The following is an 18,996-nucleotide window of genomic DNA, read 5'->3' as shown; positions in this document are numbered from 1 at the left end:
TATGTTTGGTTGTTTGTTTTATTTATTAATAATTAATTTATTATAAGTTTTTAATGATAAATTCTTCTAAAGCACAAGCACAGACATCAGATTTAAAACGAGCAATTACTTCATTATTTTTAACAAAGAATTTTTCATAGTTTCACTTGATTGCTTTAGCACGATGTGATCAAGGGTGTTCGTTGATTAGTTTTTCAAATAAAGGGTTGATGTCTCTTCCTAAGATATTAGTGATTTGCATTACATCAAAACTAAATTGTTTACTTCGACAAAAGTGAGCAACTTCTTGATTAGTAGCAAATTCCTGGTATAAGAATTGACGTGATGGAAAAGCTAAAATAACAAGACCTTGGTCTTTGTATTTGTTATGAAGTCATTCAAAACGATCTAGTTGATAAGAAAAACCACACTTACTAGCAGTGTTAACAATTAAAACCAACTTGTTATCTGTTTTAGATCAATCATATAAATTACCATGCACATCATATACAGTATAATCTTTTAAATTAATCATTTAATTTTTAAATCATCCTTATTCTAATATTGTTATTAGTTTTAAGCTCGTAAACTAAACTGCTTAATTTTATCATTTTATAATGTAATTACATTAATAAATGGCTTTAATTTAGGGTTTATCTATATAAAGATTGAATATTTAAATAGAATAAGGTATAATAAAGAGATAATCGATAAGTATGCAATCTTTTAAGTAGCAATTACCATTGGTTAGATTATACGGTATATTTCATAAAACTTTCATTTAGATTTTTATAAGGAATTTAACAATACTCAATTTGTCACTAAACTATAAATAGTTTAATGACTAGGATTCTAGCTTTTTTATAAAAAGGGCTAATCAAAATTAAGGAGTTCAGTCTATGAAAAATAGCAAGAAAAAAATTGTTGGGATTAGTGTCGCAACTTTAATAGCAGCTGCAGCAATTGCAGCTCCTGCCATTTATTTTGGTCAGAATGCTAATGAGAAAGAGACTAATCCTATACAACATAATGATGAACGAATTATTAATGTTAAGGATAATGAAACCTCTAAGTTAGCTGATAATAAAGAACAGTCAAATAATTTAGTATTAACAAAACACAACGTAAGTATTAAAAGTCACCAACCAGTTAAATATGTAGCAATTGGTGATCAACTAACAGCTGGGCATTTAGACCAAGCTCAATTTGACTTACGTGGAAAATTAGATAATAACCAAGTGCAAGGAGTTTCATTCCCTGCCTTTTTAGCTAATTATATTAATACTGTACAACCAGCACGAGTTAGCAGCTTTACTAACTTAGGGATTTCAAACTCTAGCATTTCTGATTGACTTTATTTATTAAATGAAGCTGATGAAACTTACTTCAAAAATAAAGATTATTTATTCTTTGAAAAAGTTAAACAAAATGATCAAGAGATAGCTAATCCATATCAAAATTGATTAAGTTCTTATTTTGGTAATTTTGGATACTCAAATACAAAACAAAAATTAAAGAATAATAAAGAAGTTGACCAAAGTCAATTTACTAATTTTATTCACCAATTAACACAAGCCAACCTATTAACAATTACAATTGGTTTAAATGATTTTTTAGCTGTTATTGACCAACAGCTTTTATCACAAATCATTAATTCACAACCAAATGTTGATTCACAATTATTGATTCAATTTGAAAAGAATATTGATCAAGCAAAACGATTTGTTGCTAATAACCTTAAAAAATTATTAAAAAAACTAAAAGAAATCAATCCTGATTTAAGTATTAATGTAATTGGTTATCCGCTTCCATTTTTACGTTTAAATAGTGTTATTAATGACTCAACTAAACAAGGTGAAAAAAACGTTTTTGAACTAATTACAAATGGGCTTAATAGTGTTTTAAAAGAAACAGCTAAGAGTGTTAATGTTAATTTTGTTGCTACAAATGATACAGATGATTGATTAAAAAACAACGATGTTTTTGCTAAAGATATCTTTAATTTACACCCAACACACTTGGGTTATAAAAAGATGGCTCAAGATGTTTTCTTAAAGTTAGCTTTAGGTGAACAATATGCACAAAACAAAACTTCTGAACTTGCTCAAGAATTAGTATCAAGTTGAGATGCTAATTACTTTAACCAAGACAAAGATAGTTTTAACCAACAAATTGCATTTAAAAACATAACTAATCCAGAATTAATTATTAAAGTAGTTGGAACTGAAAATGCTGCTTTATTATTTACACAATCTCTTCTTGAAAAAGATGTAGAAAATAAAGGATTATTAAATAATGCTAATAAAGCAAAAGCTTTATATACTTGATTAAGAAAAGATAGTAAACAAATTGGTTTATTAGTTGATCTAATAGTTAATTTAACTAGTAAAACTGAAACTGATAAAGCATATAAAAGAGCAATGTTTGAAGCATTGTTTAATTTAGTTCTATCAACAAATAAAACAAGATACTTAGATGATGCAGTTTTAAGTATTCAAAATGATTTTGACTCTAATGACTATGATAAGAATGATAAGCCTGGTACACAAACAATAAATAAACAAGATTTTAGAACAGTCTTTAATAAACATTTATTAAACGATCAAAGTCTTTTCAACTTAATTTCTGATGTTGTATATCATAGTAATGAAAATGATTTAGAAACTAATAAAAAGACTTTAGCTAAATTTATTAGTAGTTTTATTAATCCATCATTAATTATCGAAGGACTAGTTTCAAGTTCAAGAAATAGTCTTGAATCTGAAGAGTTAAATTCACTTAAAACAAAATTAATTGAAATTCTAACTAATACTAAAGCATTAGATAAGATTATTAATTTAGTTGTTGATGAAATCTTTACTAATAAAGATAATCATTTTAAATACAAAACAATTTCTGCATTAATTTCATCAGTTGTTAGCTCAAAAGCAACTCAAATAGAACAAGAAATTGACTCTCTTATTAATACAATTACAAAAGATGAATCTAATTTAGATGTAGTTTATAAACTATTCTTATCATCAACAAGTAGTTCAAACAATAATGTGTTTAATAACGAAGAAGTTAAAACAATCGTTAAGAAACTTTTAATGAAAGGAACAACACTTCCTTTATTAAAGAACTATAAAAACGATATTATGAAGCAACTTAAGCTTCCCGCTACTTATTTTGGTCTATTAGATTTAAACCAATCACATTTAAGTAAACAGTTAGCTGATGTTTTCAAACCAGCTACTAAATCATTCTTTGATAGTATGATTAAGATGTTCTTAAATAAGGATATTGAATCAGCCGAATTAGAAAAATTAACAGAAGTAAGTTTACAAAATGCTTTTGATATTAAATTAGAAGCTGTTGGTTCTTTTGGTGTTGTTGAAACATTTACTAAAGCTAATCAATTTAACTATTTTGATGCAGTTAAGGGGATGTTATCTGCTTTAGATGAAAATAAGTTAGATGATAGTCAAAAAACACAAATTAAAGATGTTCTTAAAAAAGTAATTGGTAAAGTTGCTAATAGTTCTTTTGCTAATAAAGTGTTTAGTACACTTGAAGATTATGCAAAAAACAAATTAGGAGATTTATTAATTGATGCTAAACTTCCGTTTGTAAAAAACAACGGGAAACAAGTTTGAGATGTAATTAGTGATTTAGCTGCTCGTCTTATTCGACCTGATAAATTACAAAGCATCTTAGAATTAGCATTAGTTGATTTTGTTGATAATCCAGATAAGTATGCTAATGTAACTAATCCTGGTGAATTATTACAAGTTTTATTAACTAATAAAAATGCAGAAGTTAAAAAACTAATTGATACATTCGTTGAAACATTAACTAAGGATGAAAAATTAAACAAACTTCTTAGTGAATTAGCAACTCAATATGTATTGAGTTCTTTACCATTTAAAAAACCAGCTACTGAAGAACAAAAGAAACAATTCGATTCATTTGTTAATAAACTAATTCCAAAGATTAGTAATTTAACTTTATACAAAAACTTACAAGCAGATTTATTAACATCTCTTCAAAATCATATTCCATTATTATTTAGTAATGATCCAAATGCATTCACTAATAAATTTAAAACTGATCTAGTTAACTCTGCAACTGCAAGTTTATTGACTTTACTTGAATTAGTTGAAGATCCAAATATCAAAGAATTTGAATTAATTTCAATTACTAACTTATTCTTAGATAATTTAGACTTTAAAAAGATCTTCAAAACTGATCAACTTAAACCTGAAGCAACAGCTTTAGTTCAAAATAACAATCAAAGTGAAGAGCTTAAAAAAGCTGTAAATACACAATATGAATCAGCTAAAGCATCAGATCAAACTACACCAAACCTTTTATTTAGATTATTTAAGAACTTAATTAAATTAGATGCTTTCAATCGTGAAGATCAAGATAAAGCTAAAGCAAACCAAAGTGCTGCAAATAAGGTTTTAAACAATTTAGTAGAAAAAATATTTACAAATTCTGATTTATTATTCGGGATTAAAAATACAGTTAATGGTGCTTTATCAAATTCATTATTAATTAATAAATTAGGTCTTTCTAACAAACAACAAGTTGAATTAGTTGATGCTGTCTTCAATGAATTCTTATTACCTGAAAAGAATGAAAAAGTTAGAAAACTAATTCAATCATTTACATCTACTTTAATTAGTAATGCAAAAGAATTAAACAAAAAAGAAAGCATGGGAGCAGTTCTTGCTTTTGTGTTTGAAAAAAACAAAGATCAAATTATTCCATTAATTAATGATTTAACTGATTTTGTTCTAAAAGATAAAAATGTTCGTCAAGTATTATTAGGTTTATTAGTTAAAGCAATTAATCCTAATATGGATTGAGTTGATCTTAAAGAAGAATCTAAAGAGAAAATATCAACATTTGCTAATGCAATTTTTGATAAATTATCAAATTCAAGATTTATACAATCATTTAAGAGAAACTTTAATGGTTTAATTAACCAACCAAACATTATTGAAAATATTTTAAACACAAAAGATTATGTTAAAGCCTTTAATGTTTTAACTAGTGATGGAGAAGTTGTTAAAGAATTATTCAACTTCTTAGTAGAAGATCAATTCAAAGTTAGAGATTATGTTGATGTTTTACAAATCTTTGTCTTTGAAGTGTTAATGAACGAAACTAAACCAGTTAGTTATTCAAAAGCAAAACCTGATGCTGTATCAGCACAAAATCCTACACCAAAAGCAACAAACTCAAACCCATCAGATACTGTCTTTAAGATTGTTCAATCATTACTTAAAACAGGTTTAGCTGATTCTAAATCAAAAAATAAATTAAAAGAAGTTGTTGAAACTTTTGTTAGTGAAGTGTTTACAAACAAAGAACATGGTAACACATTAACAAAATGGATTAGTAATTTATTAAAAGCTCAATTAAGTACATTTAATAACCAAATTAATTTAATTCAAACTACAAAAACTTTAATTCAACAAATATTAAGTAATGAAAATGTTAAAAATGCTGCAGTTGAATTAGTTAAAGTTTTAATTAGCGATGTTTTAGATCATACAGAAGAATATGCTAAAGCTGATAGTTTTGCAGCTTTATTTGAAACATATGCTAAACGTAATGCTGATAAGATTAAAGCTAAATTACTTGCATTATTTGATGTTATCTTTAAAGATAAACAAATTACTGATGTAGTTGGTAAAGGTTTAGTTACTTGATTTGAACAACAATTCAAAACTACTCTAAATGATGAACAAAAACAAAAAGTTCAATCATTTGTATCAACTTTATTACAAAAGATTACAGGTTTAGAAGTATACAAAAAACTTGTTGATAGTACATTTGACTTCATCAAATCAAATGCTAAATCATTATTTGAACAAAACAATGTTCAAGCAGATTCATTCTTAACTAAACTAAAAGATCACTTCTTATCAAAACCTGAACAATTAATTAATGTAATTGAAATCTTTAAAATTAGTGAACTTTCAACTAAAGATTTCACTGATGTAATTGATATTTTATTTGATCCAGCAGTTAATAGTCTTGACTTTAGTTCATTAATAAAAACTGATGATCAGAAACAAAATGGATCAACTACAGTTGTTTCATCTACTAAATCTACAACTACATCAAACCCACTTGATTTCTTCAAACAAATTATTGTTGGTTTCATTAACAATGATTTAGTGGCAAATAGTGAAGTTAAAACTAAGATTGATACAATAGTTAATCATTTATTAAACAAAGTATTTACTTCATCAAAACTTCAAGATGAATTTGCTAATGTATTAGCTGCAATGATTAGTAAAGCAAATAATTTACCAACAACAAAAGAAGATTATGTAAGTTTATTTAGAAGTATTACAACTAATAAAACTTTTGCATCTGAAGTTAAAAATTGAGTTGGCTTATTAATTAAAGATATTAGTAATGCTAAAGATAAATATCGTAATTTAGCTGATAATCAAGCTATTATCAATGAATTTACTAAATCAAATTTATCAACTCTAAAAGATAGCTTTATTAAAGTATTAACTGCTCTTGTAAATGATCCTAATGTTCAATCTAACTTTACTAAAGCGGTTGTAAGTACACTTGAAAACTACATTGCTGTTAATTTACAATCAAGTGAAAAAGAAGCTGTTTCTAAATTATTAGTTAAATTAATTCAACATTTACCAAATCTTGAGTTTACAAAATACTCTCTTGATGAGTTAATTAAATTTACAACTAATGCGATTAATGGTTCAGTTGATGGATCTAAGTTGATTGATCAACTATTTAACCCTAGCTCAGTTGCATCATTACTTGAGTTATTTAACTTCAACGATATAACTGCAGATGAACTAAAAGTATTTATTGACATTGTTATTAAATACTTACCAAAAATTGCTACAAAAGCACAAGATAATGCGAAATTACAAGATTCAACAAGTGAAGTATCTTCAGCACAAAATAGTCAAAAAACAACAGTTAAGAATAACACTTTAGAAACTGTATTCAATTACATTCATGCTTTACAAACTTCTGAGTTCTTAGCAAAAGGTTATGATGTTGCATCTAAACTTTATGGTTTAGTTGAACACTTAATTGATCAAGTATTTGCAAGTAATGATCTTAAAACATTTATTACTAAGAACTTATTATCTTTATCTAGCAACATTGATTTAAGTAAATTAAGTTCAACTAATCAAAATGTAATCAATAACTTAGTTGCAATCTTATACGAATCAACAGATTTTAAAACAATCATTAAAACTTTAGCTAAGAAAGTCATTTTAGAAGCTGATAAGTTTAAAGAAAACAAATCATTCTTTGAATTTGTATCTACATTATTTAACTTAGTAAAAGATGAACTAAAACCTCAACTTGTTAATTTAGTTCAAAATATAGCAACAAGTGAAAAAACACAAAATGTAATTACAGATTCTTTATTTGATTTAATTTCATCTAAAGCACCAAATGAAATTGAAGAAAAATCTAAGTCTGCTGTTAAGAATTTAGTAAGTAAGATATTAGGTAATGCTAAAGAATTACCAGTTGTAAAAGAAGTTATCGAACAACTTGTTGACAAATTAGGATCTTCAGATTTTGTTGGTTCATTATTAGGTGATCAAAAATCTAAACAAGATACTGAAAACAGAACAGCTGCAATTAACAACTTATTTGATTTCAATGATCCAAAGAAACTTGTTTCAATTGTTGATATCTTAAAGAATGAAAAAATTACAAATGATGATTATGTAAATGGTATTTTAGCTATTGTTAATGAACTTGACTTCAACAAATTCATTAATCTAAAAGCTAAATCAAAAGATACACCAACATATAGATCAGTTAGTGAACAAGCTGATAACTCAAACAATGTTAAACTTAATTTTGGATTTGAAGTTGCTAAAGCATTCATTACTACTCCAAAAGAAACAGTTGTTAATGATCGTATAGTAAGTATTGGTACAAGATTATTTAACGAAATATTTGATACTAATAAAACTGAAGGATTTGCACAAAATGTGATGAATAACTTAGCTGATCATTTAGCAGTGACAATTGCTAATAATGTTCCTGAGCTAAGAGTATTAAAATCACAATATCAAGAAAGCTTTAGAAAATTATTTACTGATCCATCATTATTTAATTTTGCTAAAAACTTATTAAATAAAACAATTAGTAGTGTTGTTAAGGATGCTAATAGTTATAAAGATATTAATAACTTCGCTGATTTATTAAAAGTTTATTTAAGTAATAATAAACAAACTGTTAAGAGTGAAATTAATCAATTCTTAACTAGTGCACTTAAAAAAGATGGTTCATTTGTTAATGAATTAGCTAATATAGCTGAACAAACAGTTATTAACTACTTTAACTTAAGTAATTTAACTGAAACTGATAAAACTAAGATTAAAGCTCTAGTTAAAGAAGTAGCTCCGCTTCTTCCGTCACTTGATTTCTTTAAAGAAATTCCAGGGAAATTACTAGACTTTATGGAAGAAAACACTGAAGCATTATTGTTAAATCCACAACAATTTGTAGCTAAATTACAATCAGACTTTATTCCAAATCAAATTGTAGAACCAAAGATGATTGTAAGTTTATTAAGTATTTTTGATAAACCAGAGTATACAAACCAAATTAGTGATTTTGTATCTGTTATTTTATCTAAAGCACCTGCAAGTACATTTAAGCAATTATTAGATCCAATGTTTGATAATTTCTTAAATCCAAAACCAAAAGCAACTACTCTTGCAAATGCTAAAAATACTAATGAATCAAACAATGGTTTAGTTCCAAATGGTAATAAGATTACTACTTTAATTAAAGCAATCATTGATCACAAAGGCTTCCAAGATGTTAAGATCAGATCTAAACTAATTAAAACAGTTGAAGAAGTTTACACTAACTTATTAAATGCTCCAGGAATTATAGAATACTTAGATTCTGTATTTGAAACAAAACTAGCTCCTGTACTTGCTAAAGCAGTTGGTGTTGAAGAAAAAGTTGCTAAGGACTTCTTAGTAGGAACTTGAGGATTCTTAAGAAAAGATCCTAATATTTGAAAGATGGTTAAATACTTAATTGCTGAATTAATTAACAACCATACATTCTACAGTAAAGATCAATACAAAACATTTGATCAATTATTAGAACGAGTTCTAGATTTAAACCCAGCTTATTTAGTTACTACATTTAAAGAATTAGTTGCTAGTTTCTTACGTAGTGAATCAACAACTCGTTTCATCGCTGCATTAATGTTTAAAAACTTAAAGCTTGAAAATATTACTGAAGAAGACTACAAAACTGTTCATAACTTATTAGTTGATTTATCACATAATCTTTATCGAATCGATTTCATTAATGTCTTTGTTCACCAATTATTTGTGATCTTTAAAGAAATGCAAACTGGTGTATTTACTAAAGAAGGATTTAAAGTTGTGTATGAATTCATGAATGCATTCATGCTTAAAGATCGACTTCAATTCTTAAAGATTGAACCATTAATTGGTAATAAAGAACACGACATTAAACCGCTTCACTTTGTTAAGTTTATTAATTTAGTATTTGAAAAATCTCCATTTACTAAATATAGTCAGCTATCAGCTGAAAAGAATCCATTATTCTTTGGTTTAACTAAGATTGAACAAAGAAACATTTGAAGTGATGTGTTTGGATCAATTGGTGGACATAAAGGGGTAAGCCAACCAAACAACCCATACCTTAAAAAAGTGACTTCACTTCAAAAAGGAATTAAAGGTGCTCCAGATCCAAAAGCTGTTGTTGGTAAAATTGTAGCTAAGCTTTGAGATGCTCAAAAAGAATATGAAATTAAACACCCAACAACTTATATTCATGAAAACCCATTCACAAGTGCGATTGTAAGAATTGGTATTGCTATGCTTTGATATGTTCACGAAACATACTTCAAAGGTTCATCTCCTGTTACTTGATGAGCAAGTTGATTTGTTGTAACTGGTGAACGTGAACTTTATAAATTAATTCACGCAGGTAAGGGCGATCAATCTGAAGCTGTCTTAAATCTTTCAATCTTTGGTGCACGTCAAAACGATATCTTCAATCCACCACCACACCACTGAAATTATGCTCAACATGATTTCTTGTATATGGTAAGTAATTGACATAATAACCAAGATTCTAAACACATTCCTGGTAATAAATATGTTGATGATATTTTCTTAGCACTTAAAAAAGGTCATCCAGCAAAACCTGTATTAACTTCAAAAATGAATTGAAAATGAGCTAAGAAGCGATAATAAAAGACAAACAAAAAGCAAGGAAACCTCCTTGCTTTTTTGATTCATTAATATTTTATATGTTAAAAAAAGGAAAAGAAAAACAAGGAGACCCTTGTTTTAGATATAACCCATTCATTTTATGATCAATTGGATTTAAAGCGGATGGGTGCAATATATATCATGAATATATTATAAAATATTTTTAACCTTTTATTTAATAAAAAAAAATAATATAGTTATTTTAAGATAGATAGTTAAACAATATAAAACCACTAGTTTGTGTCTAGCAAACTAGTGGTTGTTGATATGTACTCGCTATATATGTAGAGTACAAGCTTATGTCTTATATCAATATCTATATGAAAAATTTTTTGTTTATCCTTTTTTTGTTGTCTAGGCAAAATAAAGGACTTTTTAACATTAACTCAAAATTTTTAACTTTAAAATCCCTATTAGCTACCCGCTTCAAAATTCAAGAAAAAAATAAGCGGACTGGTAGCGATTTTAAAATACATTTACATTAATTAATAATTAGGTTATTAATCAATGGTCGTTTTCTTGTGAAACGACGAGATAAAGTATAGCATATTTTTTTAAAATCTGTACATACTAAATATTATTTTTTTCTATTTTAATAAAAAGATCAAAAAACACTTTCCCTTTTTGTACTTTTAGTATCTACTTTTTAGCTATTTAACATAAAAATATAAAAAAATATCAAACACATACCCAAAAAAGCATAATTTTTTCTTATTTTTTGTTGCAAGAGCTTAAAAAATAATATAATTAAATTGCATTATTAACTCAAATAAATAATTCGAGGTAGAAAATGAATCTTTCACTTAGAGAAATTCAAAAATTAATGATTACTGTTGCAGCCGACCTTGCTCGTAGACGTCTAGCAAGAGGGTTAAAGCTTAACTACTCTGAAGCTGTTGCTTTAATCACTGATCACGTTGTTGAAGGAGCACGTGATGGTAAATTAGTTGCAGACCTTATGCAATCAGCACGCGAAGTATTACGTGTAGACCAAGTTATGGAAGGTGTTGACTCAATGGTTGGTATTATCCAAGTCGAAGTAACTTTCCCAGATGGTACTAAGTTAGTGTCAATTCACGAACCTATCTACAAATAATTTACATCTTATATCAAATCAAAAACAACATAACTAAATATACTTATATATAACTATATTTAGAAATATGAAAAATTAAGGAGATAAAATATGGCTGGAGGATCAAACCTTTATACACCAGGTAAACTTGTACCAGGTGCATTAAAATTAGCCGATGGTGAAATCGCAATGAACGAAGGACGTAAAGAAGTTCGTGTGAACGTTAAGAACACAGGAGACCGTCCAATCCAAGTTGGTTCTCACTTCCACTTATACGAAACAAACACTGCGTTAATTTTCTATGATGAAAAAGGTAACGAAGACAAAGAACGTAAAGTAGCTTATGGTCGTCGTTTCGACATTCCATCAGGAACTGCTGTTCGTTTCGAACCAGGTGATATGAAAGAAGTGCCTTTAATTGATCTTGCTGGAACTCGTGAAGTATGAGGGGTAAACGGTAAGATTAATGGAAAATTAAAATAGTTAGCTATGTTAATTTTTTATTAATACAGTAACCAAGGAGAATTAATATGTTCAAAATTTCAAGAAAAAACTACTCAGAGCTTTATGGTATTACTACAGGTGATAGTGTACGTTTAGGTGATACTGATGTTTGAGCTAAAGTAGAAAAAGACTACACTCAATACGGTGAAGAATCTGTATTCGGTGGTGGTAAAACATTACGTGAAGGTATGGGTATGAACTCAACTTACAAACGTGATGAAAAATACAAAAACGCAGAAGTAATGGACTTAGTTATTACTAATGCTTTAATTCTAGACTACACTGGTGTTTATAAAGCTGACATCGGGGTACGTGATGGAAAAATTGCTGCAATTGGTAAGTCAGGTAACCCTCACTTAACTGATAATGTAGATATGATTATTGGTATTGCAACTGAAGTTTCAGCTGGTGAAGGTAAAATTTATACAGCTGGTGGTTTAGATACTCACGTTCACTGATTAGAACCTGAAATTGTACCTGTTGCTTTAGATGGTGGTATTACTACTCTTATCTGTGGTGGTACTGGTATGAACGATGGTACAAAAGCAACTACTGTAACACCTGGTAAATTCTGAATTCGACACGGTTTACAAGCTGCTGATGGTATGACAGTTAACGTTGGTTTCTTAGGAAAAGGACAAGGTACTGCTGACCCAATTCTTGAAGAAATTGCAGCTGGTGCTTGTGGTCTTAAGATCCACGAAGACTGAGGGGCAACAGGACACGCTATTGATGTGTCATTAACAGTTGCTGACCAAACAGATGTTGCTGTTGCAATCCATACAGATACACTTAACGAAAGTGGTTTCGTAGAACACACAATCGCTGCTATGAAGGGTCGTGTAATCCACGCTTACCATACAGAAGGTGCTGGTGGCGGACACGCTCCTGACATTCTAGAAGCTGTTAAATACAACCACATTCTTCCTGCTTCAACAAACCCAACTATGCCATATACTATTAACACAATTGCTGAACACTTAGATATGTTAATGGTATGTCACCACTTAAACCCTAAAGTTCCTGAAGACGTTGCGTTCGCTGACTCACGTATTCGTGCACAAACTATTGCTGCAGAAGATATTCTTCATGACATGGGAGCAATCTCAGTTATGTCATCAGATACTCTTGCGATGGGACGTATCGGTGAAGTTGTAACTCGTACATGACAAACAGCTCACAAGATGAAAAACCAATTTGGACCACTTAAAGGTGATAGTGAATTTAACGACAACAACCGTATTAAACGTTATGTTTCTAAATACACAATTAACCCTGCTATTGCACACGGTATTGATTCATATGTAGGATCAATCGAAGTTGGTAAACTTGCTGACTTAGTTGCTTGAGAACCTAAATTCTTTGGTGCAAAACCTTACTATGTATGTAAAAAAGGTGTTATTGCACGTTGTATCGCAGGTGACCCAAACGCATCTATTCCAACATGTGAACCAGTTATTATGCGTGACCAATTCGCTGCATATGGTGGTGCAATTGCTGATACTTCTGTATTATTCGTTTCAAAACTTTCTATTGAAAAGAATATTAAAGAAGAATACGGTCTTAAGAAAGATTTATTACCAGTTAAAAACTGCCGTAGTATTAGTAAAAAAGATCTTAAATACAACGATGCTACTCCAAATGTAGAAGTTGACTCTCAAACATTCAGTGCTGCTGTAGATTTAGCAGACCTTGAAAACTGAGTAGAAACATCTGCTGCTGAATTAGCTAAGAAGTTCAAGAAAACTGCAAATGGTAAATACATTATTGAATGTGATCCATTAACAGAAGCTCCATTAGCTCAAAGATACTTCTTATACTAGATCGCCCCATTTTTAGGATAAAATAATATTAATGCTATGTAAATAGCATTAATATTTTATATAAGAACAAAAGTGAGGGATGAAGCTTGGTTGTTTTTAAAGAAATTTTAGCCAATATTGCTGATATGGCTAATGTAGAAAAATACGAAATTGAAAGTATTCACTTAACTAATGAAGAAGTACTAAAACGTTTGATTATTGCTAAATCAGACTTAAACAATGAGTATGCTATTAAACTTGAAGAAGGTAAGCGTCTTGTTGATGGAGATGTTTTAGCGAATGAAGATAACAAGTTATTAGTAGTACGTTTAGAATTAGCGGATGTTTTAATCATTACTTCGCATTCAATTGGTAATATGGCAATGATTGCTCATAATTTAGGTAATCGTCATATGCCAGCACAATTTAGTGAGCAAGAAATGATTGTACCTTATGACTATTTAGTTGAAGAATACCTTCAAGAAATTAAGGCACAATATGAACGTAAAAAAATCAAACTCAAAGAGGCGTTTAGACACTGCGAAGCAGCAAGATAATTATTTACAATTATTAGATTTAATGCAAATCACAAATGCTAACTTCCCAATCGGATCATTTAGCCATTCGTTTGGTATTGAAACTTATATTCGAAAAGATATAGTTCACGATGGGAATAGTCTTGTGAAAGCGTTATTGCTATACATGAATGAGCAATTGTTATTCGGTGATTTATTAGCAATTCGTGAGATCTACAAAATCTTTAGATCAAAAAATGCAGATTCAGTCAAACACAAAAAAATATGAGCGATTGATCATATGCTAGGAACTCAAGGTTTATCAAAAGAAACTAGAGATGGTCAACGTCGTGTTGGGCAACAAATGGTAAAAATTTATAATGAAATTTTTGATTGTGAACTAATGGTTCAATATGCCCAACTAATTAAAGAAAAGAAATGCTTCGGTAATCCTGCTGTTGCTTTTGGGATTTTAGCAATTCATTTAGAATTAGATTTACAAATCTCATTATATACACATTTATACTCAACAGTTGCTGCATTAACACAAAACTGTGTACGTGCGATTCCGTTGGGTCAAGTACTTGGACAACAGATCATCTATGAACTAAGACACAAGTACTTTGAAGATATTATTAACAAAGCCTTTAAACTTGATTTTAAAACTGATTTTTGCAAGAATAACCCTGGGCTTGAAATTGCACAAATGGAACATGAAGATATTTCAGTGCGTTTATTCATGTCATAGTAATTTTTATCAATAGTTAAAATTCAAAAACAAAAAGTCCAAAAAGAAAGTCAATACTTATGAAAAAACCTTTAGTTATCGGTGTTGGTGGTCCTGTTGGTGCTGGTAAAACAATGTTGATTGAACGTTTAACACGTTACTTATCAACAAAAGGATACAGCATGGCTGCTATTACTAATGATATTTATACAAAAGAAGATGCTCGTATTTTATTAAATACATCAGTGTTAGATGCTGATCGTATTGTTGGTGTTGAAACTGGTGGATGTCCACATACAGCGATTCGTGAAGATGCTTCAATGAACTTTGCTGCAATCGAAGAAATGTGTGATAAACACCCAGATTTACAACTATTATTCTTAGAATCAGGGGGAGATAATTTATCTGCAACTTTTAGCCCTGATTTAGTAGATTTTTCAATTTATATTATCGACGTTGCCCAAGGTGAAAAGATTCCACGTAAAGGTGGACAAGGGATGATTAAATCAGACTTATTCATCATCAACAAAGTTGACCTAGCTCCTTATGTAGGTGCTAATGTAGAAGTGATGAAAGCTGATACTTTAAAATCACGTGGGGACAAAGATTTCTTTGCAACAAATTTAAAGACTGATGAAGGATTAAAACAAGTTGCTGATTGAATTGAAAAACGTTTACAACTTGCTATGCTTGAGGATTAATCCTAAATGATAAGCAAAGCTAAAATAAATGAATATGCGGCATATTTATATTTAAAGGTTACAAAAGATAAAAACCGCGACGAAATGGCACACGAAGTGTACTATACAAATTTCTACCGTTCATCAAAACCATTATATTTAGATGAACAAGATTTAGTTAACCCTTGTTTTCAATTAATTACAATGGGTGGGGGATTTGTATCAGGTGAGGTTTATCGCCAAGATTTTGAAGTTGGTGATAATGCTCGTTGTATACTAACAACTCAGTCAAGCTCAAAAACATATAAAGCTATTGATAACAAAACATCTGTTCAACATACTAATATTAAAGTTGGTAAAAATGCCATCTTAGAATATGTAAGTGATAACCTGATCGTTTATGAAAACGGGCGTTTTGCTCAATATAACGAATTCCATGTAGAAAACAGTTCAACACTAATTTATTCTGAGTGTTTTGGACCAGGATGAAGTCCACTTGGTGCTGCTTATATGTATGATTTAATGTATCTAAATACAAAGATTTATTATGATAATAAACTTGTATTATTTGATAACTTAAAATTCACACCATCAACACATGATGAATCAGCATTTGGGATTATGGATGGATTCCACTACTGTGGAACAATGGTAATGCTTAATCCATTACTTACTGAACAAGATGTAATAGCAATTCGTGATGAAATTAAACATTCACTAAACGATATTAAAATGAGCTTTGGAGTTTCATTAATGGAAGTTCCAGGAATTGGTATTCGTGTTTTAGCTGATACTTTTTATAATGTTGATAAGGTTACTGCGATTGCTCATAAATATGTTCGTCAAAAATTATGAAACAAAAAACCGTTATCATTACGAAAACTATAATTAAAATCAAATAAAAGCAAATAAAAAACTATTGGATTTAAAACCCAATAGTTGCTCGATTGCAAGATCAACTGCAACATTATTAAAGTAAAATTTAATGATGGCAGTTGATCTTTTTTCTACTAAATTAAAAATAAGCACTAGCATTATCTGTTGGTGCTATTATGGCAGGGGTTAGTGTTATTGGAGTAGTTGCAGCTTGTGCACCAACAAAGGCGAAACCAGCCAAACCCACTGAAAAGAAAGTAGAACAACCACAAACTAGTGGAACTGAATCTTCAAAACAAGGAAGTGGAAGTACTACAACTGGTACTAAACAAGGTTCAGAAACTGGTGGAACTACAAATCCATCAGGTGGTTCAAATAATACTACCAAAGGTACAACACAACCATCAACTCCAGAAAATCCTAATCCATCTAACCCTGGTTCATCAGATAAACAAGAAGATGAAAAGATGAAAGAAAATCAACCAGGCACAGGACAAAGTGGTGGTGAAACAGGAAAAAATGAAAATCCTGGAACTAATGGTAAGGAAAATGGTGGAAGTACATCAGAAACAACTAAACCTGTAATTAGTGTAGCTGATGATGCTAAATTAATTAAAGAAGAAGCGAAATATTCATTAACATTATCTGTTACAAATGCTGATAATAAATATTTAGAAGTTGAATTAACTGAAGTTTCAACTAACCAAGAAAATGCAACTAAAGTCAATGCAAAAGCTAAAGTTGAATCTAATAGTGTAAAAGTTAGTTTTGATGGTTTAAAAGCGGGAACTAAATATAAAGTATCAACACTTAAACTTTATGATAGTGAAACTGCTAAAGAAGGAGTTAGTTTAGAATTAAGTTCAACTTTAAGTGGAAAAGAATTTGAAACAGAAGCGGCACAAACTCCAAAAGTTGAAGCACCTACTCCTACACCAGAACAAACTGTATCAGTTACTTTAGAAAATAATGCAATGTTAATGAAAAAAGATGGTAAATATCAACTTTCATTAAATGTAACAAATGCAGATAATAAATACTTAGAAGTTGAATTAAAAAAAGCGTCAGAAGAAGATAAACCAGGAAAATCTGAAATATCAAAAAAAGTAAAAGTAGAAAATGGTAAGGTAGTTGTTATTTTTGAAAATCTAGAAGACAGTGCAAAGTATAAAATATTAGGTGCTGAACTGTACAGCAAAGAAAATGATGATGCTGAAAATGGACAAACTGTTGAATTAAATGAAGATTTAACAAAAATAGAGTTAGCAATCAAATCATCAATGAGCAGCGGTTCAACAAGTAGCCAAGACGGAACACAAGCAAAACCTAATGCTGATGCACAAACAGGTTCTAAAGATGAAAAGAAAGATGAAAAGAAAATAACAATTCAAAGTGTAGAATATGATTCTAATAACCCCCTAGGTTATACATATCTTGTATTTGTAGTAAAAGGACCAAAGACTTTATTTGAATCGATTAAAACTAAATTTTTAAATTTTGAATTTAGAAATAGTGAAAATAAATATCAAACTGATACAACAGAAGATTCAGGATTGTTCCCAACAATATCAAAAGACGAAGGTGATCAAGTTGTGTTTAAAATTTACCCTAAACACCCTTGAGGTAAAAACGCTGATTTCACTGTTACTCGAATAACTTTAAAAGACAAACCAAATGAAAATCTTCTTGCAAATGAGTATAAAATTAACCCCACTAAATAACAACTAAAATAATAAACTAGTTTTAGCTTACTCACAGAGAATGCAAATTTTGCATTCTTTTTTTCTTACACTCTCTATAATATCAATACTTTTCAACCATTATATTAATTAAGTTCCATTATATTAATCTAATATATGTAATTTGTTTAGGTTTTTGATTTAAAACTTTATCATCAACCAAAACAAAGAATTAATATATTTAATATTTTCAAATTAGTTATAAATTAATTGATTCCTTAAGATACATAAAAACAACTAATCCTCTTTTGTTTATATGAACAAATCTTCATTGCAGGTGTTTTTATAAAATAATTTGGTTTTTTTATAGCACCCCCAAACGCTTGTGTTAAATGTTTTAATTAATACAACCGAATACGATGACTAAAACAAAACAAAATATACTTAACCGGAACATCCAACTCAAAAGTCCTTTTTTTTTTTTTTTTTTGCAAAAGAAGAAAAAGTTTCTAAAATCACTTCATATTTCAAATAAATCCAAGCTTTGATAAAAGGAATTTTAGACATAATTTACTATCAAAGGATTTATAAATAAAAGAAAGTAGAACAACCACAAACAGGTGGTAATGAATCTTCGAACCCAGGAAGCGGAAGTGCTACAACTCCAACTGGGCAAGGTTCAGAAACTGGTGGAACAACAGATTCATCAAATGGTTCAAATAATACTACCAAAGGTACAACACAACCATCAACTCCGAATAATCCTCAAGTAACTAATCCTGGCACAGGAGCTGATAAAGATAAAGGAAGTTCAACTGAAAGTACTACACCTGAAAATCCTGACAATAAAGGCAAACAAGATTCTAATGGTGGATCATCTTC

Annotated in this window: 11 protein-coding genes; 9 read left to right on the top strand and 2 right to left on the bottom strand. The window is 29.3% G+C overall.

The features are described from left to right. Window positions 1-40: 40 nt before the first annotated feature. Window positions 41-514, bottom strand: a complete 474-nt coding sequence (locus tag JM47_RS01220) for a glutathione peroxidase (RefSeq protein WP_231428087.1) — start codon at window positions 512-514, stop codon at window positions 41-43. Between the two features lie 364 nt (window positions 515-878). Between JM47_RS01220 and JM47_RS01215 the strand changes: the two genes are divergently transcribed. From JM47_RS01215 to JM47_RS01175, 9 genes are all read left to right on the top strand, one after another. Beyond that, window positions 879-10,235 carry an SGNH/GDSL hydrolase family protein gene (locus JM47_RS01215; protein WP_208895168.1) on the top strand — a complete coding sequence of 3,119 codons (9,357 nt, stop codon included), beginning with the start codon at window positions 879-881 and terminating at the stop codon, window positions 10,233-10,235. An 811-nt stretch (window positions 10,236-11,046) separates the two neighbouring features. Next, complete coding sequence (locus JM47_RS01210) at window positions 11,047-11,352, top strand: urease subunit gamma (RefSeq protein ID WP_038103389.1); 306 nt, start codon at window positions 11,047-11,049, stop codon at window positions 11,350-11,352. Window positions 11,353-11,442: 90 nt separating this feature from the next. After that, window positions 11,443-11,814, top strand: coding sequence for an urease subunit beta (gene ureB / locus JM47_RS01205; protein WP_038103387.1), 372 nt, complete (start codon window positions 11,443-11,445; stop codon window positions 11,812-11,814). Between the two features lie 47 nt (window positions 11,815-11,861). Then, window positions 11,862-13,658: an urease subunit alpha gene (gene ureC / locus JM47_RS01200; protein ID WP_208895167.1), complete on the top strand. Its 1,797-nt coding sequence runs from the start codon at window positions 11,862-11,864 to the stop codon at window positions 13,656-13,658. An 86-nt stretch (window positions 13,659-13,744) separates the two neighbouring features. Then, window positions 13,745-14,194 (top strand): urease accessory protein UreE, encoded by a 450-nt coding sequence (gene ureE / locus JM47_RS01195; RefSeq protein WP_038103384.1) that lies wholly within the window; start codon window positions 13,745-13,747, stop codon window positions 14,192-14,194. Next, window positions 14,136-14,900, top strand: coding sequence for an urease accessory protein UreF (locus JM47_RS01190; protein WP_051749527.1), 765 nt, complete (start codon window positions 14,136-14,138; stop codon window positions 14,898-14,900). The genes ureE and JM47_RS01190 overlap by 59 nt, the downstream gene beginning before the upstream one ends. 59 nt (window positions 14,901-14,959) lie before the next feature. Further along, complete coding sequence (ureG, locus tag JM47_RS01185; protein ID WP_038103382.1) at window positions 14,960-15,580, top strand: urease accessory protein UreG; 621 nt, start codon at window positions 14,960-14,962, stop codon at window positions 15,578-15,580. Between the two features lie 6 nt (window positions 15,581-15,586). Further along, window positions 15,587-16,447 carry an urease accessory protein UreD gene (locus tag JM47_RS01180; protein ID WP_208895166.1) on the top strand — a complete coding sequence of 287 codons (861 nt, stop codon included), beginning with the start codon at window positions 15,587-15,589 and terminating at the stop codon, window positions 16,445-16,447. A gap of 164 nt (window positions 16,448-16,611) precedes the next feature. Further along, window positions 16,612-18,156, top strand: a complete 1,545-nt coding sequence (locus JM47_RS01175) for a hypothetical protein (protein ID WP_208895165.1) — start codon at window positions 16,612-16,614, stop codon at window positions 18,154-18,156. A 543-nt stretch (window positions 18,157-18,699) separates the two neighbouring features. On the opposite strand, the gene JM47_RS01170 is transcribed toward JM47_RS01175, so the two are convergent. Further along, the gene (locus tag JM47_RS01170; protein WP_208895164.1) at window positions 18,700-18,960 is read right to left on the bottom strand and encodes a hypothetical protein; all 261 of its coding nucleotides are present in this window, start codon (window positions 18,958-18,960) and stop codon (window positions 18,700-18,702) included. Window positions 18,961-18,996: the final 36 nt, after the last annotated feature.

Origin of the sequence: Ureaplasma diversum (genome assembly GCF_000941095.1) — a bacterium.
In the GTDB taxonomy this organism is placed as follows: Bacteria; Bacillota_I; Bacilli_A; order Mycoplasmatales; family Mycoplasmoidaceae; genus Ureaplasma; species Ureaplasma diversum.
Note: the sequence above shows the minus strand (reverse complement) of the source record. Positions and strands in the feature narration are given on the sequence as shown.